At 67.3% G+C, this 14,670-nt stretch carries 13 protein-coding genes; 3 read left to right on the top strand and 10 right to left on the bottom strand.

What is annotated here, in order from left to right:
* Positions 1-81: 81 nt before the first annotated feature.
* From BJL86_RS01315 to mvk, 6 genes are all read right to left on the bottom strand, one after another.
* Positions 82-1,236 carry a hydroxymethylglutaryl-CoA synthase gene (locus BJL86_RS01315; protein ID WP_067476136.1) on the bottom strand — a complete coding sequence of 385 codons (1,155 nt, stop codon included), beginning with the start codon at positions 1,234-1,236 and terminating at the stop codon, positions 82-84.
* A complete protein-coding gene (locus BJL86_RS01310; RefSeq protein WP_067476138.1) occupies positions 1,236-2,291 on the bottom strand; it encodes a hydroxymethylglutaryl-CoA reductase in 1,056 nt (351 codons plus the stop codon). Before BJL86_RS01310 ends, BJL86_RS01315 begins: the two co-directional genes overlap by 1 nt.
* Positions 2,292-2,440: 149 nt before the next feature.
* Positions 2,441-3,580, bottom strand: a complete 1,140-nt coding sequence (gene fni / locus BJL86_RS01305) for a type 2 isopentenyl-diphosphate Delta-isomerase (RefSeq protein WP_075844768.1) — start codon at positions 3,578-3,580, stop codon at positions 2,441-2,443.
* Between the two features lie 3 nt (positions 3,581-3,583).
* On the bottom strand, positions 3,584-4,690 hold the full coding sequence (locus BJL86_RS01300) for a phosphomevalonate kinase (protein WP_075844767.1): 1,107 nt from the start codon (positions 4,688-4,690) through the stop codon (positions 3,584-3,586).
* The gene (gene mvaD / locus BJL86_RS01295) at positions 4,687-5,694 is read right to left on the bottom strand and encodes a diphosphomevalonate decarboxylase (RefSeq protein WP_075844766.1); all 1,008 of its coding nucleotides are present in this window, start codon (positions 5,692-5,694) and stop codon (positions 4,687-4,689) included. Before mvaD ends, BJL86_RS01300 begins: the two co-directional genes overlap by 4 nt.
* Positions 5,695-6,696 carry a mevalonate kinase gene (mvk, locus tag BJL86_RS01290; protein WP_083657604.1) on the bottom strand — a complete coding sequence of 334 codons (1,002 nt, stop codon included), beginning with the start codon at positions 6,694-6,696 and terminating at the stop codon, positions 5,695-5,697. It lies immediately after the preceding gene.
* A 222-nt stretch (positions 6,697-6,918) separates the two neighbouring features.
* Between mvk and BJL86_RS01285 the strand changes: the two genes are divergently transcribed.
* Complete coding sequence (locus BJL86_RS01285; protein WP_067471516.1) at positions 6,919-8,079, top strand: TerC family protein; 1,161 nt, start codon at positions 6,919-6,921, stop codon at positions 8,077-8,079.
* A gap of 14 nt (positions 8,080-8,093) precedes the next feature.
* Here BJL86_RS01285 and BJL86_RS01280 read toward each other — a convergent pair whose 3' ends face one another.
* Complete coding sequence (locus BJL86_RS01280; protein ID WP_156515189.1) at positions 8,094-9,011, bottom strand: hypothetical protein; 918 nt, start codon at positions 9,009-9,011, stop codon at positions 8,094-8,096.
* A gap of 131 nt (positions 9,012-9,142) precedes the next feature.
* On the opposite strand from BJL86_RS01280, the gene BJL86_RS01275 reads away from it, so the two are divergent.
* Complete coding sequence (locus BJL86_RS01275) at positions 9,143-10,180, top strand: AraC family transcriptional regulator (RefSeq protein ID WP_082908316.1); 1,038 nt, start codon at positions 9,143-9,145, stop codon at positions 10,178-10,180.
* A gap of 117 nt (positions 10,181-10,297) precedes the next feature.
* The gene (locus BJL86_RS01270; RefSeq protein ID WP_082908317.1) at positions 10,298-11,470 is read left to right on the top strand and encodes an MBL fold metallo-hydrolase; all 1,173 of its coding nucleotides are present in this window, start codon (positions 10,298-10,300) and stop codon (positions 11,468-11,470) included.
* A 14-nt stretch (positions 11,471-11,484) separates the two neighbouring features.
* On the opposite strand, the gene BJL86_RS01265 is transcribed toward BJL86_RS01270, so the two are convergent.
* The 3 genes from BJL86_RS01265 to BJL86_RS01255 form a co-directional block, all read right to left on the bottom strand.
* Positions 11,485-11,979 carry a pyridoxamine 5'-phosphate oxidase family protein gene (locus BJL86_RS01265; RefSeq protein ID WP_067471522.1) on the bottom strand — a complete coding sequence of 165 codons (495 nt, stop codon included), beginning with the start codon at positions 11,977-11,979 and terminating at the stop codon, positions 11,485-11,487.
* A 47-nt stretch (positions 11,980-12,026) separates the two neighbouring features.
* Positions 12,027-13,904: a glycosyltransferase gene (locus BJL86_RS01260; RefSeq protein WP_067471525.1), complete on the bottom strand. Its 1,878-nt coding sequence runs from the start codon at positions 13,902-13,904 to the stop codon at positions 12,027-12,029.
* Positions 13,905-14,025: 121 nt separating this feature from the next.
* The gene (locus BJL86_RS01255; RefSeq protein WP_075844764.1) at positions 14,026-14,532 is read right to left on the bottom strand and encodes a GtrA family protein; all 507 of its coding nucleotides are present in this window, start codon (positions 14,530-14,532) and stop codon (positions 14,026-14,028) included.
* Between the last annotated feature and the right edge of the window lie 138 nt (positions 14,533-14,670).

Raw genomic sequence — 14,670 nt, 5'->3', positions numbered from 1 at the left:
GCGGCGTTCCAATGGCGCCAGGTTCCCGGTCGAGGTGGAGCCAGGTCCCGGTCCCGCTCGAGGAGGTTCCCGGCAGCGACGTTAGACCCGCTCGTAGTGACGAGCGCGGCCGCGGATACCGGCGAAGCGGAACGGACTGCCCGTCACCCGCGGGGTGTCGGTGTCGTCGGCGCTGGGCATCGTCTTCTCGTGCAGCCCCTCGTAGTCGGGAACGGAGAGGCGAACGCGGCCGTCGAGCATCCCGAGAACCTTGTCGCGGACGCGGCGACGGGTGTCCTCGTCGGCCTTGACGATGCCGGTGAGCATCTCGGCGACGCTGCCCGAACCGTAGGACACGAGTCCGACTCGCTTACCGGTGAGGTCGTCCTCGTGGTGCAGCAGCGAGGTGAGCGCGCTGTACAGCGAGGCCGTGTACGAGTTGCCCATGCGCCGGTTGTACACCGAACCGGTGTCGAGCGCGCCGTCGTTGAGTTCGGCGCCGGTGACCTGCGCGAGGTGTGCCTGCGCCTTGCGCGCCATCTTCGTGAACGGCTGGTGGTAGACGAACGCCTTGATGTCCGAGATCGACGGGCCGCCGTGCTGCTCGAGATCCTTCCACGCCTTCTCGACCGACTTGAGGTACGCGGTGATCGACAGACCGCCGTCGACGACGGCGGTAGTGGAATCGTTCGGTCGCCAGAAATCGTCCACGTCCTCCGAGTACACCCCGGAGGCCGGATCGATCTCGACGAGCGCCGGATCTGCGGCGACGAGCATCGCCACAGCGCCCGCGCCCTGTGTCGGTTCGCCCGGGGAGTTCATCTCGTACCGCGCGACATCGGCGGAAATAACGAGCACCCGCTCCTCGGGGTTGCGGGCGACGATGCCGATCGCGGCCTGCAGCGCGCCGGTCCCCGAATAGCAGGCCTGCTTGAGTTCGAAGGAGCGCACCTCGCCGGGAAGATCGAGAAGCTTGTGCACGTACACGGCGGTCGACTTCGACTGGTCCACACCGGTCTCGGTCGCGAACATCAGCGTGCGGACGCCCTCGGTGCCGGTGCGCTCGAGGAGGCGATGCGCGGCAGTCGCGCCCATCGTCACCACATCCTCGTCGGGAGCCGGGAAGCTGAACTCGTCCTGCCCAAGGCCCTTCTGGAACTTGGCCGGATCCACGCCGCGCGCCTCGGCGAGATCCGCGAGGTCGACGACGTGATGGGCCGTGGCCAACTCGATGTCGTGAATGCCAATCGCCGTCATCAGTTCTGCCCCTTAGCGCGTTCGAATTGTCTGTGTGTGGCCATCAGCTCGCCCTGATTCGTCTGGGCGGCCAACAGCGAAAGCTCACCGCAAAGAACCGTGGCAGCCACCAACGACGCCAAACGACGCGCATTGCCTCCGGGCTCGCGCTCCTCTCGGCAACCGAGCCGCTGGAGCGCGTTCTCCACATCCGGAAGGTCCTTGCCATTGCCAACGGTACCGACGATCAGATGCGGGAGCGTACAGGAGAAGTATAGTCCTTCGTCCCGGGACTCCGCGTAGGCAAATCCCTGGGAGCCCTCGACGATATTGGCCGCGTCCTGCCCGGTGGCCAGGTAGATGGCGAGCAACATGTTCGCAAAGTGCGCGTTCGCCGAGCGCAGCGCCCCGGCGATCGTGGAGCCGACGTAGTTCTTCCGCATCACCAGGTCGACGAACTCGTCGGCGTCGGTGCGCAGGTTGTCGCGGACGATCTCGTGCGGGATGACGATGTCGGCGACGACGTTGCGGCCGCGCCCGAGGATCCCGTTGACCCCGGTGGCTTTCTTGTCCGTACAGAAGTTGCCCGAGATCGAGCCGTACTCGAGGCCGAGGTTCCAGCCGAGGATCTCGGTCATCAGCTGGTCGGCAGCGTGGGTCACCATGTTGTGGCCCGAGGCGTCGCCGGTCTGCAGGGCGAAGCGGAGGTAGAGGAGATTGCCGACGATCTCCGGGTGCACATCGACCAGCTTCGCGTGCCGACTGCCGGAACCGACGACCGCATGCAGCTCGTCCAAACGTGCGAGAATCTGCTGCGAGGCGGTAAACGCGGCCGCGCCATCGCGCGCGACGAACAGTACCGAGCGCGACATTCGTTCGCCGACCACGGTCGCCCGGATGCCGCCTTCGACCATGCGGGAGATCTTCGCCCCGCGACCGACCGACGGCCAGAGCGGCGACTCGTAGGTCGCCAAGGGCACCTCGATTTCGCCCGTCACAGCGTTGCCGCTCACGCGGATCGGCCCGACCCATTGGGTGGGCACGCCGGTGACAGACACTTCTCGCTCAGTGCTCACTAACTACTCCTGCTCGGTTGTCGCTTCGATCCATAGTCCCACTGCGGTTAGCCAATGAAAATTCAGGTAACTCATTTTCCCTCATGCGGACCGACCTCGCCCGGGGTTTGCCCGACCCACCGCCGCCCGCGCCGCGTCGCGCGCCGACGTTAACCGCTACGTCTGGCCAGCGCGGCGGCGTCTACGCCGCGAAGCTCGCAGTGCTCTCGCAGCCGCCCGCGCACGAGAACGTCCGCATCGCGCAGCGCGCCGATGTCTGCGGCACCCAGTAGCCCACACAGCTCCCGCAACTGCGCCTGCCACCGCTTTATGACGTCGGAGAGCGCGTCTTCGCCGCCCTCGAGGATCGCGTCGAGGAAGACCCCGGCAACGCCCACCGCGCTCGCTCCCAGCGCCAACGCCTTCGCGACGTCCAGCGGGTTACGCACGCCCCCGGACGCCAGGATCGTCGCCGGCCGCGCGGACTCTACGCCCGTAGCGGCGCCGGCCACCCCGGCGTCGAGCAGACAGGCTGCCGCCGACTGCCCGAACCCGGTGAGGAAGGCGTAGTCGCGGGCGGATCGTCTGGCGTTCTCGATGGCGAGGAAGTCGGTGCCGCCGCGGCCTCCGACGTCAGCGATCTCCACGCCGACCTCGGCGAGCCGCGCCAACGCCCGGCGCGACAGCCCGAACCCGACCTCCTTGACCACGACAGGTACCTCGCTGCGCCGCACGATCTCGGCGACACCGCTCAGCCACGTCGAGAAATCGCGCGAACCTTCGGGCATCACGGTCTCCTGCACGGCGTTGACGTGCAGCTGAAGCGCGTCGGCGGAGATCAGGTCGACAACGCGCGCGGCGTCGTCCGCGCTCCGCCCGGCGCCGATGTTGGCGAGCAGGAAGCCGTCCGGGTTCTCGCGGCGCAGCACGGCGAAGCCGCGCGCCGCCTCCTCGTCTTCGAGCGCGATCGACATCGATCCGCACGCCATGGTGAGCCCCGTCTCGCGCGCCGCGATGGCGAGTTGGGTGTTGATCTCCGTCGAGCGGTCGGTGCCGCCTGTCATCCCGTTGATGTAGAACGGCGTGGCCCACGTCCACTCTCCGACGCGAGCGGCGAGGTTCACGTCCGAGGTGGAGACGCCGCCGAGGGCGTCGTGGACGAATTCGAGGTCGTCGAACTCGTTGCGCCGTGCGCCGCCTGCGCCCGGTCCGGTCCACTGCTCGGCGGCGAGGCGCAGGTGGTCGTCCTTGCGCTCGCGCCGCGGCTCGGGCCCGTCTACCTGATGCTTGCCGGAGTGTTGATCCGCCATCGCCTACACACCACCTGTCGTCGTCGGTTCTGTCGGCCGGAGGTCCAGCGCGCGCACGCCGGCACGTTCCCACGCGGAGCGCATCGCCGCGGCGTCTACGCCCGGGCCGGCGAGCGCGACCCCGCAGTCGCCGCCGCCCGCGCCCGCGAACTTGGCAGCCGCGCCGTGCTCCTCGGCGACCTCGCACAGCGTCGCCAGCAACGGGGTCTCCAGTTCCGCGCCGGCCGCCTCTCCGAGGCGCCGGAGCTGCCGCCGCACCTCGCCGATCCCCTCGCACACGCGGCCGGGGTCCCGGGTCCACGCGGCGGTGAGCGCTTCGACCGACGTAGAGTTCGCCGCCAGGAACCGCGCGTACTCGTCCGCCGCCCGCGAATCACCGCGCCGCACGTGCGCGACCAGCGCGTTCGTCGATGCGGGCGCGCCCGTCCAGCCGACGTGCAAGTCCAGTCCCGCGGGCGCCCCGAGCGGGAGCACCTCGCAGCTCCCCCACTCGCCATGTCGCAGCGTCCACGCCGCCCCGTGTTCGGCCGCTTGCTGACGGAGGACCGCGCGATCCGGCGAGACGTACCGCACCCAGCCGCCGTACGTCGACGCGGCGATATCGCCGCCCGAGGCGTTCGGGGACACCGCGATCGTCGCGAGCAGAGCGGCCTGGAAAATGTCGCGGCGGTCCAGCTCCAGCCCGCAGGCCTGCGCCGCCGCGTCGACCGTCGCTACGGCGACGGCACCCGAGGACCCGAGGCCGTACTTGCGACCGTCGGCCTCGTCGAGCGTGCTGGTGATGTGGAGGTCGAACGCGCGCGGATCTATGCCTTCGGCCGCGCGGAGCTCGTCGACTGTGGCCAGCGCACTGATCACGTAGTCGAGCTCGCCATTCTCCGGGACGATACGGCCCGATGCTCGCGCATAGTCCCTGGAACCCGAGGGGTAGCGGTCCGAGAAGATGCGGCCTCCGGCGTCATCGGCGGGGTGTAGTTGGGGTGCGAAGTCGACGGAGACGGTGACGAAGCGGTCGACGGCGACGAGGATCGCCGGATGGCCGGGCTCGACCACGGCGTACTCGCCGGCGATGTAGAGCTTGCCGGGCGCAGAGGCTGCGACCTGGCTCATGTCCCGCTGCGGGCGGCGTCGAAGGCGGCGCGCGCCGTCTCTTCGTCGATGGCACGGGCGCCGTGGCCGGGCCCGACGACGCGGACCGTCCCGAGATCGGCGAGCGCGCCCGCGACCGCGTCGGCCTCGGCCGGGGTCGTGAGCACGGCGACGTTGGGGCCGGCATCGGCGGTCGCCCACGCGGTGGTCCCGGCGTCGCGGAGCGCGGCGACGGCGTCGAAGATCTCGTGGCTGCGCGGGGACAGGTAGCGGATCGGCGGGTCGCACGACTGGATCACGGCGTGCATACGCAGGGCGTGGGTCTCGGCGATGCGGCCGATCTCGTCGACCCCGCCCGAGGCGCACGCGGCGACCATGCGTTCGAGGGTTTCCTCGGTGCACGTGACCCATTCGCCGTAGAACGGGGAGGTCGCGGCGGTGCGACGCATCGCCTCGCGGCTCGAGACCGCCTTCTGCGCTGCGTTTACGGTGACGATGACGAGCCGCATATCGGGGGCGTCGATGGGCTCGGCGAAGGACTCGACGTCGGTGTCACCGGCGTGCCAGATGGCCATGCCATCGACCACCGAACGGGCGGCGGAGCCCGAACCGCGCCGCGCAAGCCGGCTCAGCGCGGCCTGGTCGAGATCGAGTCCGTAGGCACGCGAGGCGGCAACGGCCAGCGCGGAGAACCCGGACGCGGAGGACGCGAGCCCCGCAGCGGTAGGCGCCTCGTTGACCGTGACGGTGTGCGCCCGGGACTGCGAGCCGGCCATCTCACGCACGATGTCGAGAAAAGCGACCACTCGCGCCGCGGCGTCGCCGCCGGCGACCTGCCCGTTGAGCTCCACGGTGTCCGATTGCGCGGTTGGGTCGAGTTCTACGCGCGTCGTGGTGGCGTAGGTGTCGAAGGTCATCGAGATACTGCCCGCGGCGGGCAGCATCATCGCCTCGTCGCGCTTGCCCCAGTACTTGACCAGGGCCATGTTCGGATATGCGCGAGCGATGCCGACGCCGTTACTCATCTACGGAACCACCTTCGTATGCCACGTGTGTACGGCGCCCGCACGGTACAGGGCGTCGCGGATCTGCTGCGCGTGGGCTCCGGACGACGCGAGCGCCATGATGCACCCGCCGAGCCCGCCACCGGTGAGCTTCGCCCCCAGCGCGCCGGCAGCGTTGGCTTCTGCGACGAGGGAATCGAGTAGCGGGGAGCTCACCCGGATCGACGCGAGGAGCCCGTGCACGGTGGACATTTTCTCCCCCAGCGCGCTTTTCGCGCCGGAGGCGAGGTCCGCGACCGCGGCATCGGCGTGCTCGGCGAGCTGCGCGAGGATGCCCTCGACCCGACCGCGTTCCGCCTCGCGCTGCACGCGCACCGAATCCACGGCCTCCGCGGTGCTGCCGGTGACCCCGGTATCGGCGATGACGAAGTCGAACTCGCCGCCGACGGAGATCGCCGAAACCTCCCCACTCTGGAAGCGGATCGGGCTATCGGCGACCACGGTGCGCGCGTCGAGCCCACTCGGTTTGCCGTGCGCCACTGTCTCGGCCGCCTGGATGATCGTATTGAGCTGTTCCGGGTCTAGTGTGCGCCCGGCCATCGAGCCGATCGCGCGCCCGATCGCCGCGCCGACCGCCGCGCTGGAACCGAGCCCGCGGGCGAACGGGATCGTGGAGTGCAGACGCACGCTCAGGCCCGCGCCGGGCTGTCCGGTCGCCTCGAGCGCCGCGGCGACCGCCGCGCGAACGGGGCCGGTCTGGTGCTCGGTGTCGCACTGGTCGCCGGTGTACAGATCGCTTTCGAGGTACAGCCCCTCAGCGCGCGGGTTGACCCACGCCTGCACGCCGAGAGCCTCGACCGGGATCGCGATCGCGGGGGCGCCGTAGACGACAGAATGTTCCCCCAGCAGGATCGCCTTCGAATGGGCGTATCCGGATCCGGCGTAGTCGGTCTCCGGCGAGCTACCCCCGTCGCCGACGGAGGCGGCGCGGGAACGAGCAGCGCTCAGCTGAACTTCGCTCATTCCACGTCCTCTCCCCCGTGGCGGATCAATGTGAACGCATGGTCCGGGGCGTTCTTCGTATTCGGTTCATTATGGCACGTCGGGTTTTCCCGGCGTGAAGTTCACGCCGCGCCGATGCACGGGAACCGCCTCCGAAACCGCGTTTGGCGAACCGACGCTGGGCAAACACACCAATTCTGTTGCGTCCGATAAAATGTGCTCTCACGTGTTTGAGAGGATTCGATGTCCACCACTGTTTGGATTCTGACGGTAGCCCTGATCGTGGGCCTACTCTTGTTCGACTATTTCTTCCATGTCCGGAAGGCCCACATTCCCACGCTCAAGGAAGCGGCGGTGTGGTCGTCGATCTACGTGGGAATCGCCATTTTGTTCGGCGTGGTCGTGTGGATCTTCGGCGGCCAGCAGATGGGCGTCGAATACTTCGCGGGCTACCTCACCGAGAAGGCGCTGAGCGTCGATAATCTCTTCGTCTTCCTACTGGTCATCGCCAGCTTCAAGGTTCCGCGCGCGGATCAGCAGAAAGTGCTGCTGTTCGGCATCGTCTTCTCCCTCATCGCGCGCACGGCCTTCATCTTCATCGGCGCCGCAGCGCTCGAACGCTTCGCCGTGCTGTTCTACATCTTCGGCCTGTTCCTCATCTGGACCGCGGGCCGGCTCATCACCGATGACAGCGACGACGATGCGGACAATATCGCCGTGCGCGTGGCCAAGAAGGTCATCCCCTCGACGGACCATTACGACGGCGACAGGCTGTTCACCGTCGAAAATGGCAAGCGGGTCATGACTCCGATGCTACTCGTCATGGTGGCCATCGGCGGTACGGACATCATGTTCGCCTTTGACTCGATCCCGGCGATCTTCGGCATCACCCAGGACGTGTTCATCGTCTTCACCGCCGTCACCTTCTCGCTTCTCGGCCTTCGCCAGCTGTACTTCCTTCTCGACGGCCTCCTCGACCGCCTCGTGTTCCTGTCCTACGGGCTCTCGGTCATCCTCGCGTTCATCGGCGTCAAGCTCATCATCCACGCTCTGCACGAGAACAACCTGCCGTTCATCAACGGCGGCGAGCACGTGGACGTATGGGAGATCCCGACGGAGCTGTCGCTCGCAGTCATCGTTCTCGTCATCGTCATCGTCGTGGTGACCTCGCTGTACACCCCTGTCGGGCAGCGCAAGACGCGCCAGAACTCGGTGCTCAAGCACGCCAAGGAAGTGCTCCACGACGAGGGCGACGAAGAGGCCGCGCACACGCACGAGAAGCTCATGCGGGAGGCTCACGAAAAGCTCCACGAGGGCGAGGAGACCGAGGAGATCCGCACCTACATGGATCACGTCGCCTACCGGATGAAGTACGGCGAGAACCCGAAGGAAGCCGAGGCCTAGTAAGCCCAGTAGGCCTAGTCGAGCCAGAAGCTCGACTCGAGCGTCGCAGCACGGCTGCCGGTGGCGGGCGCGATGCGCGGGTCTTTTCCCGCCATCGCCCCGACTGCCGCGGCGGCCCTGAGCGGAGGACGCGCCTCCGAACAGAGCACCTCGTCCACGCGGGCGACGACCGCTGCGGCCTCGCATCGCGCATAACCCGGGGGCACCGAAATAATCCGCCAGCCGGGCACGCGGGGCGCGGTGCCCTCGACGATCGCCGCGCGCAATGCCCGGTGCAGCAGCAACGGCGACCACTCGACCTGTTTCCCACCGGGCGGCGATAGCTTGACCACCTCGCCGGGCCTGAATCCGCAGATCCCGGCCTGCAGCAACTGCGCCCGCAGCCACGACGCGTCCCTCGAGGGGCTCGCGGCATCAACGACCTCGACGACGCGCCGGATGAATCTCGCTCGAGGGAACTCCTCGGCGCACCCGACAAGCTCCGTGCACGTGCCCGGTTGCGCCCGCTCGAGACCGTCCAGCGCGATGATCGACTCCACGAACGACTCCGTCCGGCACAGCTCCGCGGCCGTCGCCACCGGATCGGCGATCCGCATCCCGCCCTCCTCACGGATGCGCGAGTCCGCGGGCACCAGGCGCGTATGTCTGCGCCCAGGAAGCGAGCGCCGCGCCATCGCCGAAGCGGCGTGCGGCACCACGCCGGCGGGTATCCACGGATGCCGCCACAACAACGCCGCCGACCAGCCGACGAGCACCGCCCCCGGATACTGCACCGCGAGCGCCCGCGTGCGCACGGCGAAGGTCGGCCGCACATCGCGGCGCAGGTGCATGCCCGGCCATATCTGCCGGTAGTACTTATCGACCGTGGACCTGGAGAAATGACGTCGGAGCTCCGTGCCCAGCACCGGACCCCGCGGATACTCGTTACCCATACCCTGATCATCACCCGCCCGGGGACCGTCGTGGGACCGCTACATTCCTCTTTCCTGTCCGCCACCCTGTCGCGGCGCCGGTAAAATCGTTGGCAGCAGTTGTCAGAAATGCCGCGAGAACGGTCGTCGCCTTGGAACCCCTGATTCGCTCCGCCAGCCTGCGCGGGTTCGCTCCACTCATCACCGCTCTCGGCGGGGACCCGGGTTCGTTTCTCGATCGCTTCGGCATCCCCCGGGGTGCGCTGGATCGCGACGACGGGCTCGTGTCCATCACCGCACACGACCTCATGCTCGATGCGGCTGCGGCAGAGCTCGAGTGCCCGGACCTCGGGCTGCGGCTCGCCGAACACCAGGATCTGGACATCCTCGGCCCCATCGCCGTCGCCGTCGCCGCATCGTCCAACGGCGCCGAAGCGCTTCGCCACGCGGCGGAGTTCATGTTCGTCCACAGCCCGGTGCTCGCGGTCGAGATCTCTCCGGACCCGTGGCACCAGCGCGGTGTCGTCGCGCTGACCTATCGCAAGGACGTTCTGCAGTCGCCGTACTCCCCACAGGCCATCGAGCTCGGCCTCGGCGTTTTCTTCCACGTCGGGGAGTCGTTGCTCGCGGGCGCGCCCGGCTTCCACTCCGTGGAGATCCCGCATTCACCGATGGCTCCGGTCTCCCGCTACACCGAGTTCTTCGGCACCGACGTCAAATTCAACCGGCCGACGGCTGCGCTGCGCGTCGATCGCCGGGTACTCGAGACCTCCTTTGCCACCGCCGACGACTCCGTCCGCAGCGCCGCGGTCGACTACCTTTCCGCGCGCTACTCAAACCCGAACCACTCGGCTGCCCACCGCACCCGCCTGGCGATCGCCGAACATCTCCACGCGGGTGCTCCCGCCCTGTCCACGGTTGCCTCGCTCCTCGCGCAACACCCGAGAACCCTGCAGCGCCAGCTCGCCGGGGAGGACACAAGCTACGCCGTCATCCTCGATGAGGTGCGCAGAGACACCGCCTACCGCTACCTCACGACCACCGACCTTCCGCTCGGTCAGGTCGCCTCGCTCGTCGGCTTCCGCGAGCAGTCTGCGCTCAGCCATGCCGTTCGTCGCTGGTACGGCATCTCCCCGCGAGAGCTGCGCGGCGGCGTCACGGGTGCGGGAACCAGCATCGGCCCAGGGTAAGAACGAAGCCGTCTCCGCGGGATCGCCACATGAACTTGTCGTCACCGAACAAGTTTTTCGGCTATCCCGGGAGCATGGTTGAGGTAAATAACGTCCTGCCCACGAAGGAGTCACCACGTGCCCCAAGCAACTGAACACGCCACGACCGCCACCAATGCGACCACCACCACGAGCGCCGACGGAACGCTCGAGGCTATCGGCGCCCGCACCATTCCCGAATTCGACGGGGTCCACGACATCTGGCCGCGCGGCGATCGACTGACGGCTGTGCGCGACGCCGCGGAGAAGTACAAGAAGCGTTTCAAGGAACAGGGCACCGTCACGGCGGTGAAGTCGGTGGACGTCGCCGGCGCCCCGTACCCGGTGAATTACGCCTTCAACGATGCCGTGCGTCCGCCGTACATTCCGCTCATCACGATGATCAACCGCATGGTCGTCGTCCAGTACGAGGATTGGAACGGTGAACCGCGCACCCTCATCTTCGAGCCGACGATGCCCGAGGGGTCCGCCGAGGCGCCGTTCTACGACAACTTGCAAAAGATGATCGACAGGATCCCCGGCGGAAAGCTTATAGAGAACTTCGTGCTCAAGTACTACTACGAGCCCGACGAGGCGCTGTCGAAGGTCGGCCTGACTCCCGACGACGTCGATTTCTGTACATTTGACCACCTTCACGTGCAGGATCCGCGGATGATCCTCGGCTCATCCACGCCGATCGAGGGCGAGAGCGAACCACGCGAGGCGCTGTTCGGCAACGCGAAGATGCTCGTGCACCGCAAGGAGCTGGCCACCCTCCAGTCGCTGCACCCCATGCAGTGGGCATGGTACGTCGAGGGCAGCCTCGAAGGCGTCGACATGTCCAAGTTCGCGCTGTTCGATGGTGATATCGAACTCGGCCCCGGCATCGCTCTGCTGTGGACCCCGGGCCACACCGACGGCAATCACTCTCTCGTGATCAACACCGAGGACGGGGTGTGGGTCTCCTCCGAAAACGGCATTTCCCTGGACAATTGGCAGCCCGAGCTCTCGAAGATCCCCGGGGTTCGCAAGTACCACGAGGACTACGGCCGCGAGATCTGCCCCAACGCCAACACGCTCGAGGACTCGCTCGATCAGTACGACTCGATGATCAAGGAAAAGACCATGGCGGACCCGTGCAAGGATGACCCGCGCTGGCTGCAGATCCTCCCCTCCACCGAACTCGCACCGTGGAAGCGTTTCTGGCCGGTCGTGCCCACGTACTGCCACGGCGGTATCGACTACGGCACGATCACCCCGCGCAGGAAGTAAGGCCCTACCCGCGGCTATCCGACTGCGGTGCTGCCGCCGGGTTCCATCGGCGGCAGGCCGAGCTTGCGGTGGTCCCACGAACGCGCCCGCTCGACGTCAACCCGCACGGCTATGCGTTTGTGGAGCATCGCGGCGACCATGGGTTCCGCTTCGGCGGTGTACTCGCCGTAGTAGCGCTCCCAGATGTTGACGCCGAGCCGCTGGAGCGCGCCGGCGTCGGTGGTGATTTCCGCGCGCCCCTCGAAGGCGACGCCGCGCAGGGTGTCGTAGGTGAGCCCATCCTCGATGAGCACGCTGACGCGCGGATCGCGGCGCATATTGACGGCCTTCTGCGACTTCGATTTCGTTTCGAACCACAGGTATCCGTCGAGGTAGCCGAACCACATGGCGACCAGGTGCGGCTGGCCGCCGGGGCCTAGGGTGGCGAGTGTGGCGGTGCGCTGGGAGCCGACGAACTCGTCGATCTCCGGCGCGCTCATCTCGATCTCGGATCTCTGGTTCGTACCCATCCTTCGCCCTTTCCTGGCGCCCTGGCCGAGCTGAACTCCTACGGCGCTCAGCTGTTGTAGAGGCGCTCCCAATTCTCGCGTCCGGCAAGTTCGGGCTGCGCGGCGCGCCAGCTGTCGGCAACCTCGTCGAATTCCGAATTCAGGCGGCGCAGCACCGCCTCGAGTTCCTTGGTGATCGCGATCGCACGCTGCTTGTCGAAGGTGCGGTGTCGCACGCCGGTCTGGGAGGCGTCGGTGACGTAGGCGTCCGCGAACAGCGAGACATGCCACCATTTGGCGTCCTCGAACGGGATCGACACCGGCCCCGGGCGCTTGCGCCCGAGCAGCGCCTGCACCGCCCGCTTACCGAGGATCTTGTCTTCCGCGCTGTCCTCGGGAGTGCCCTCACGGCGGGCGACGGTGACCCCGGCAGGCATGGCGTCGACCGGCAACTTCTTGGTTTCGGGATAATTCTCGCGCTCGGCGCGGACGGCTTGGAGGGCGCGCTGCCCGCCGTCATCCAGCGTGCTTGGCCCTTCGAGGAACGCCTCGATGCCGCGGATCCGCGTGATGGCGAGGCCGTAGCTCATCGACGCGATGGTTTGGCCGATGGTGCGACGCAGGCGGGCGATGGCCTGCTTGCGGGTGATGCCGCGACGGATCGTCGCGGTGATGAGCGAATTGCGCTGGTAGAAGAACTGGCCGAAGTCGTCGGCGTCCTTCCAGTAGAAGTCCGCATGCCATACCGCGGCACCCTGGAGTGTCGCTGTCGGATACCCGGCCTGGCGCGCGCGGATGCCGTACTCGATGTCGTCCCACTGGAAGAAATACGGCATGGGCAGGCCGATATCGCCAGTGACCTCGCTGGGCACGAGGCACGACCACCAGGCGTTGTACTCCGCATCGATGCGGCGCTCCTGGATGTTGTCGATGACCGATTCGTCACGGACCGCCCACTCATCCGAATCGAGGCCCGCCTTGAGCTGCGACAGGTCCGAACGCTCGCCGGAGACGAGGAGGTAGTCCGGATTGAACAGGTAGAGCATCTGCGCGCCGACGAGGATCGGCGAGCGGGTGAGCTGGGCAAAGGCGAACAGGCGAAGGACGGATTCGGGCTCGACGCGAACGTCGTCGTCCATGAGCAGCGTGTCGACGGGGCCACGGGCGAGGGAATCGGCGCTGGTGGCCTCGAACAGGCCGCGCGAGAATCCGCCCGCGCCTCCGAGGTTGGCCTGGCGGATGTAGCGCAGCTTGTCGCCGAAGATGGTTTTCGCCTGGTGGAAATTCTCCCGTGTCTCGACGAGATCGGTGCCCTGATCGGTGAGGTAGACGGTGCCGACGAGGTCCACGACCTCTGGGTCCTCGGCGAGCGCGGCGACCGTGGCGGCGCAATCGTCGGCACGGTTGAAGGTGCAGATGGCGATCGCGGTCTGGCGGCGGGGCCGGGTGGTGGTGGCGTACCAGCGAATGCTCGTGATCCGTGCGTCGTGGTCGAAGGCGCGCAGGTCGAGCCACATGCCTCCGCCGTCATAGAACGAGGGGACGGGAACGGTGAGCGAAGCGGTGCCCGGGCCGAGGTGACGGGTGAAGTCGACGGTGCGGACGTGGGAGCCGATGTCGGAGGCGCGCACGAGAACGTCGACCTCGCCGCCGGATTCGGTCTCGATGGCGACCTCGACGCGAACGGAATCGAGCTCGGTCCAGCGCTGCCAGTAGCTCGCCTCGAAACGGCCGAAGTAGGTGTTCGTGTCGACGCGCGCGCCGGCGCCCAGGTGCAGAGTGTCTCGGGTGCGGCGGACGCGGCCGGCGTGTTCGCGGGTGTAGAGCTGGTCGTTGACCCAGGAGCGGGTGCCGGCGAAGAACGTGCGCTGGATGAGCACGTCTCGGGGGCCACGCTCGGCGCCTTCCGCCGTGCCGGTCTCGTTCTGCGACTGTGTGTCCTGCACCTTGAGTCGTTACTCCTCGTTCCGCGCCCGCCCGTGCCACGCCACGGGGGCCTAAAAGTGGCACCGCGGCACGCGAAGCTCATGGTCTACGTGCACGAACAGGCTACTACGCAGCGCCGATCTAGCTACGGAAGATGAACGCGCGCTGCACGATAAAGTTCGTGATCGTCGCGACGCCCTGGCCGATGACGAAGCCGATGGACGTGGCGAGCCACAAGGACAAATCCTGGTCGAGGAGCACCTTGGTGACGAGCGTGGCCAGGCCCCACTGCACGATGAACATGATCCCGTACACCGACATGGTGATCGCGAACTTGCGCCACGAGGGTTCGGCGCGGAATGTGTACCGCCTGTTGAGGGCGTAGGCGGTGAGTGTGCCGAAAACGAAGGATATCGCCTTGGCCACCGGATACGACACCCCGAACAGATGCATGAGCAACTGGTAGATACCGAAGTCGACGACCGCCGAGACACCGCCGACGAGCACGAACCGGATGAGCTGGTCCCCCAGACCGAGCGGCGCGGGAAGGTCGTCGACGCTGATGTGCTCGCCCTCGCGCACCGAGATCTCGCGGATCTTCGAGTCGCGGACTCGGTCGTCCGCAGGCTTGTCGTTGGTACTACTCACGCTGAATACAGTGCCACAGCTCGACGCGCGGTTCGCCTCGGCCGGGCCGCTTCGGGGCTCGGCTCGGCGAATTCAATGGGTACGTGAGTTCGCACATACATGCTTTTCAGCTTTAGCACAGCTGGGTTAGCCTTGTTC

It is taken from the genome of Dietzia timorensis (assembly GCF_001659785.1).
Lineage (GTDB): Bacteria > Actinomycetota > Actinomycetes > Mycobacteriales > Mycobacteriaceae > Dietzia > Dietzia timorensis.
This window is presented reverse-complemented; position numbering and strand designations above follow the sequence as displayed.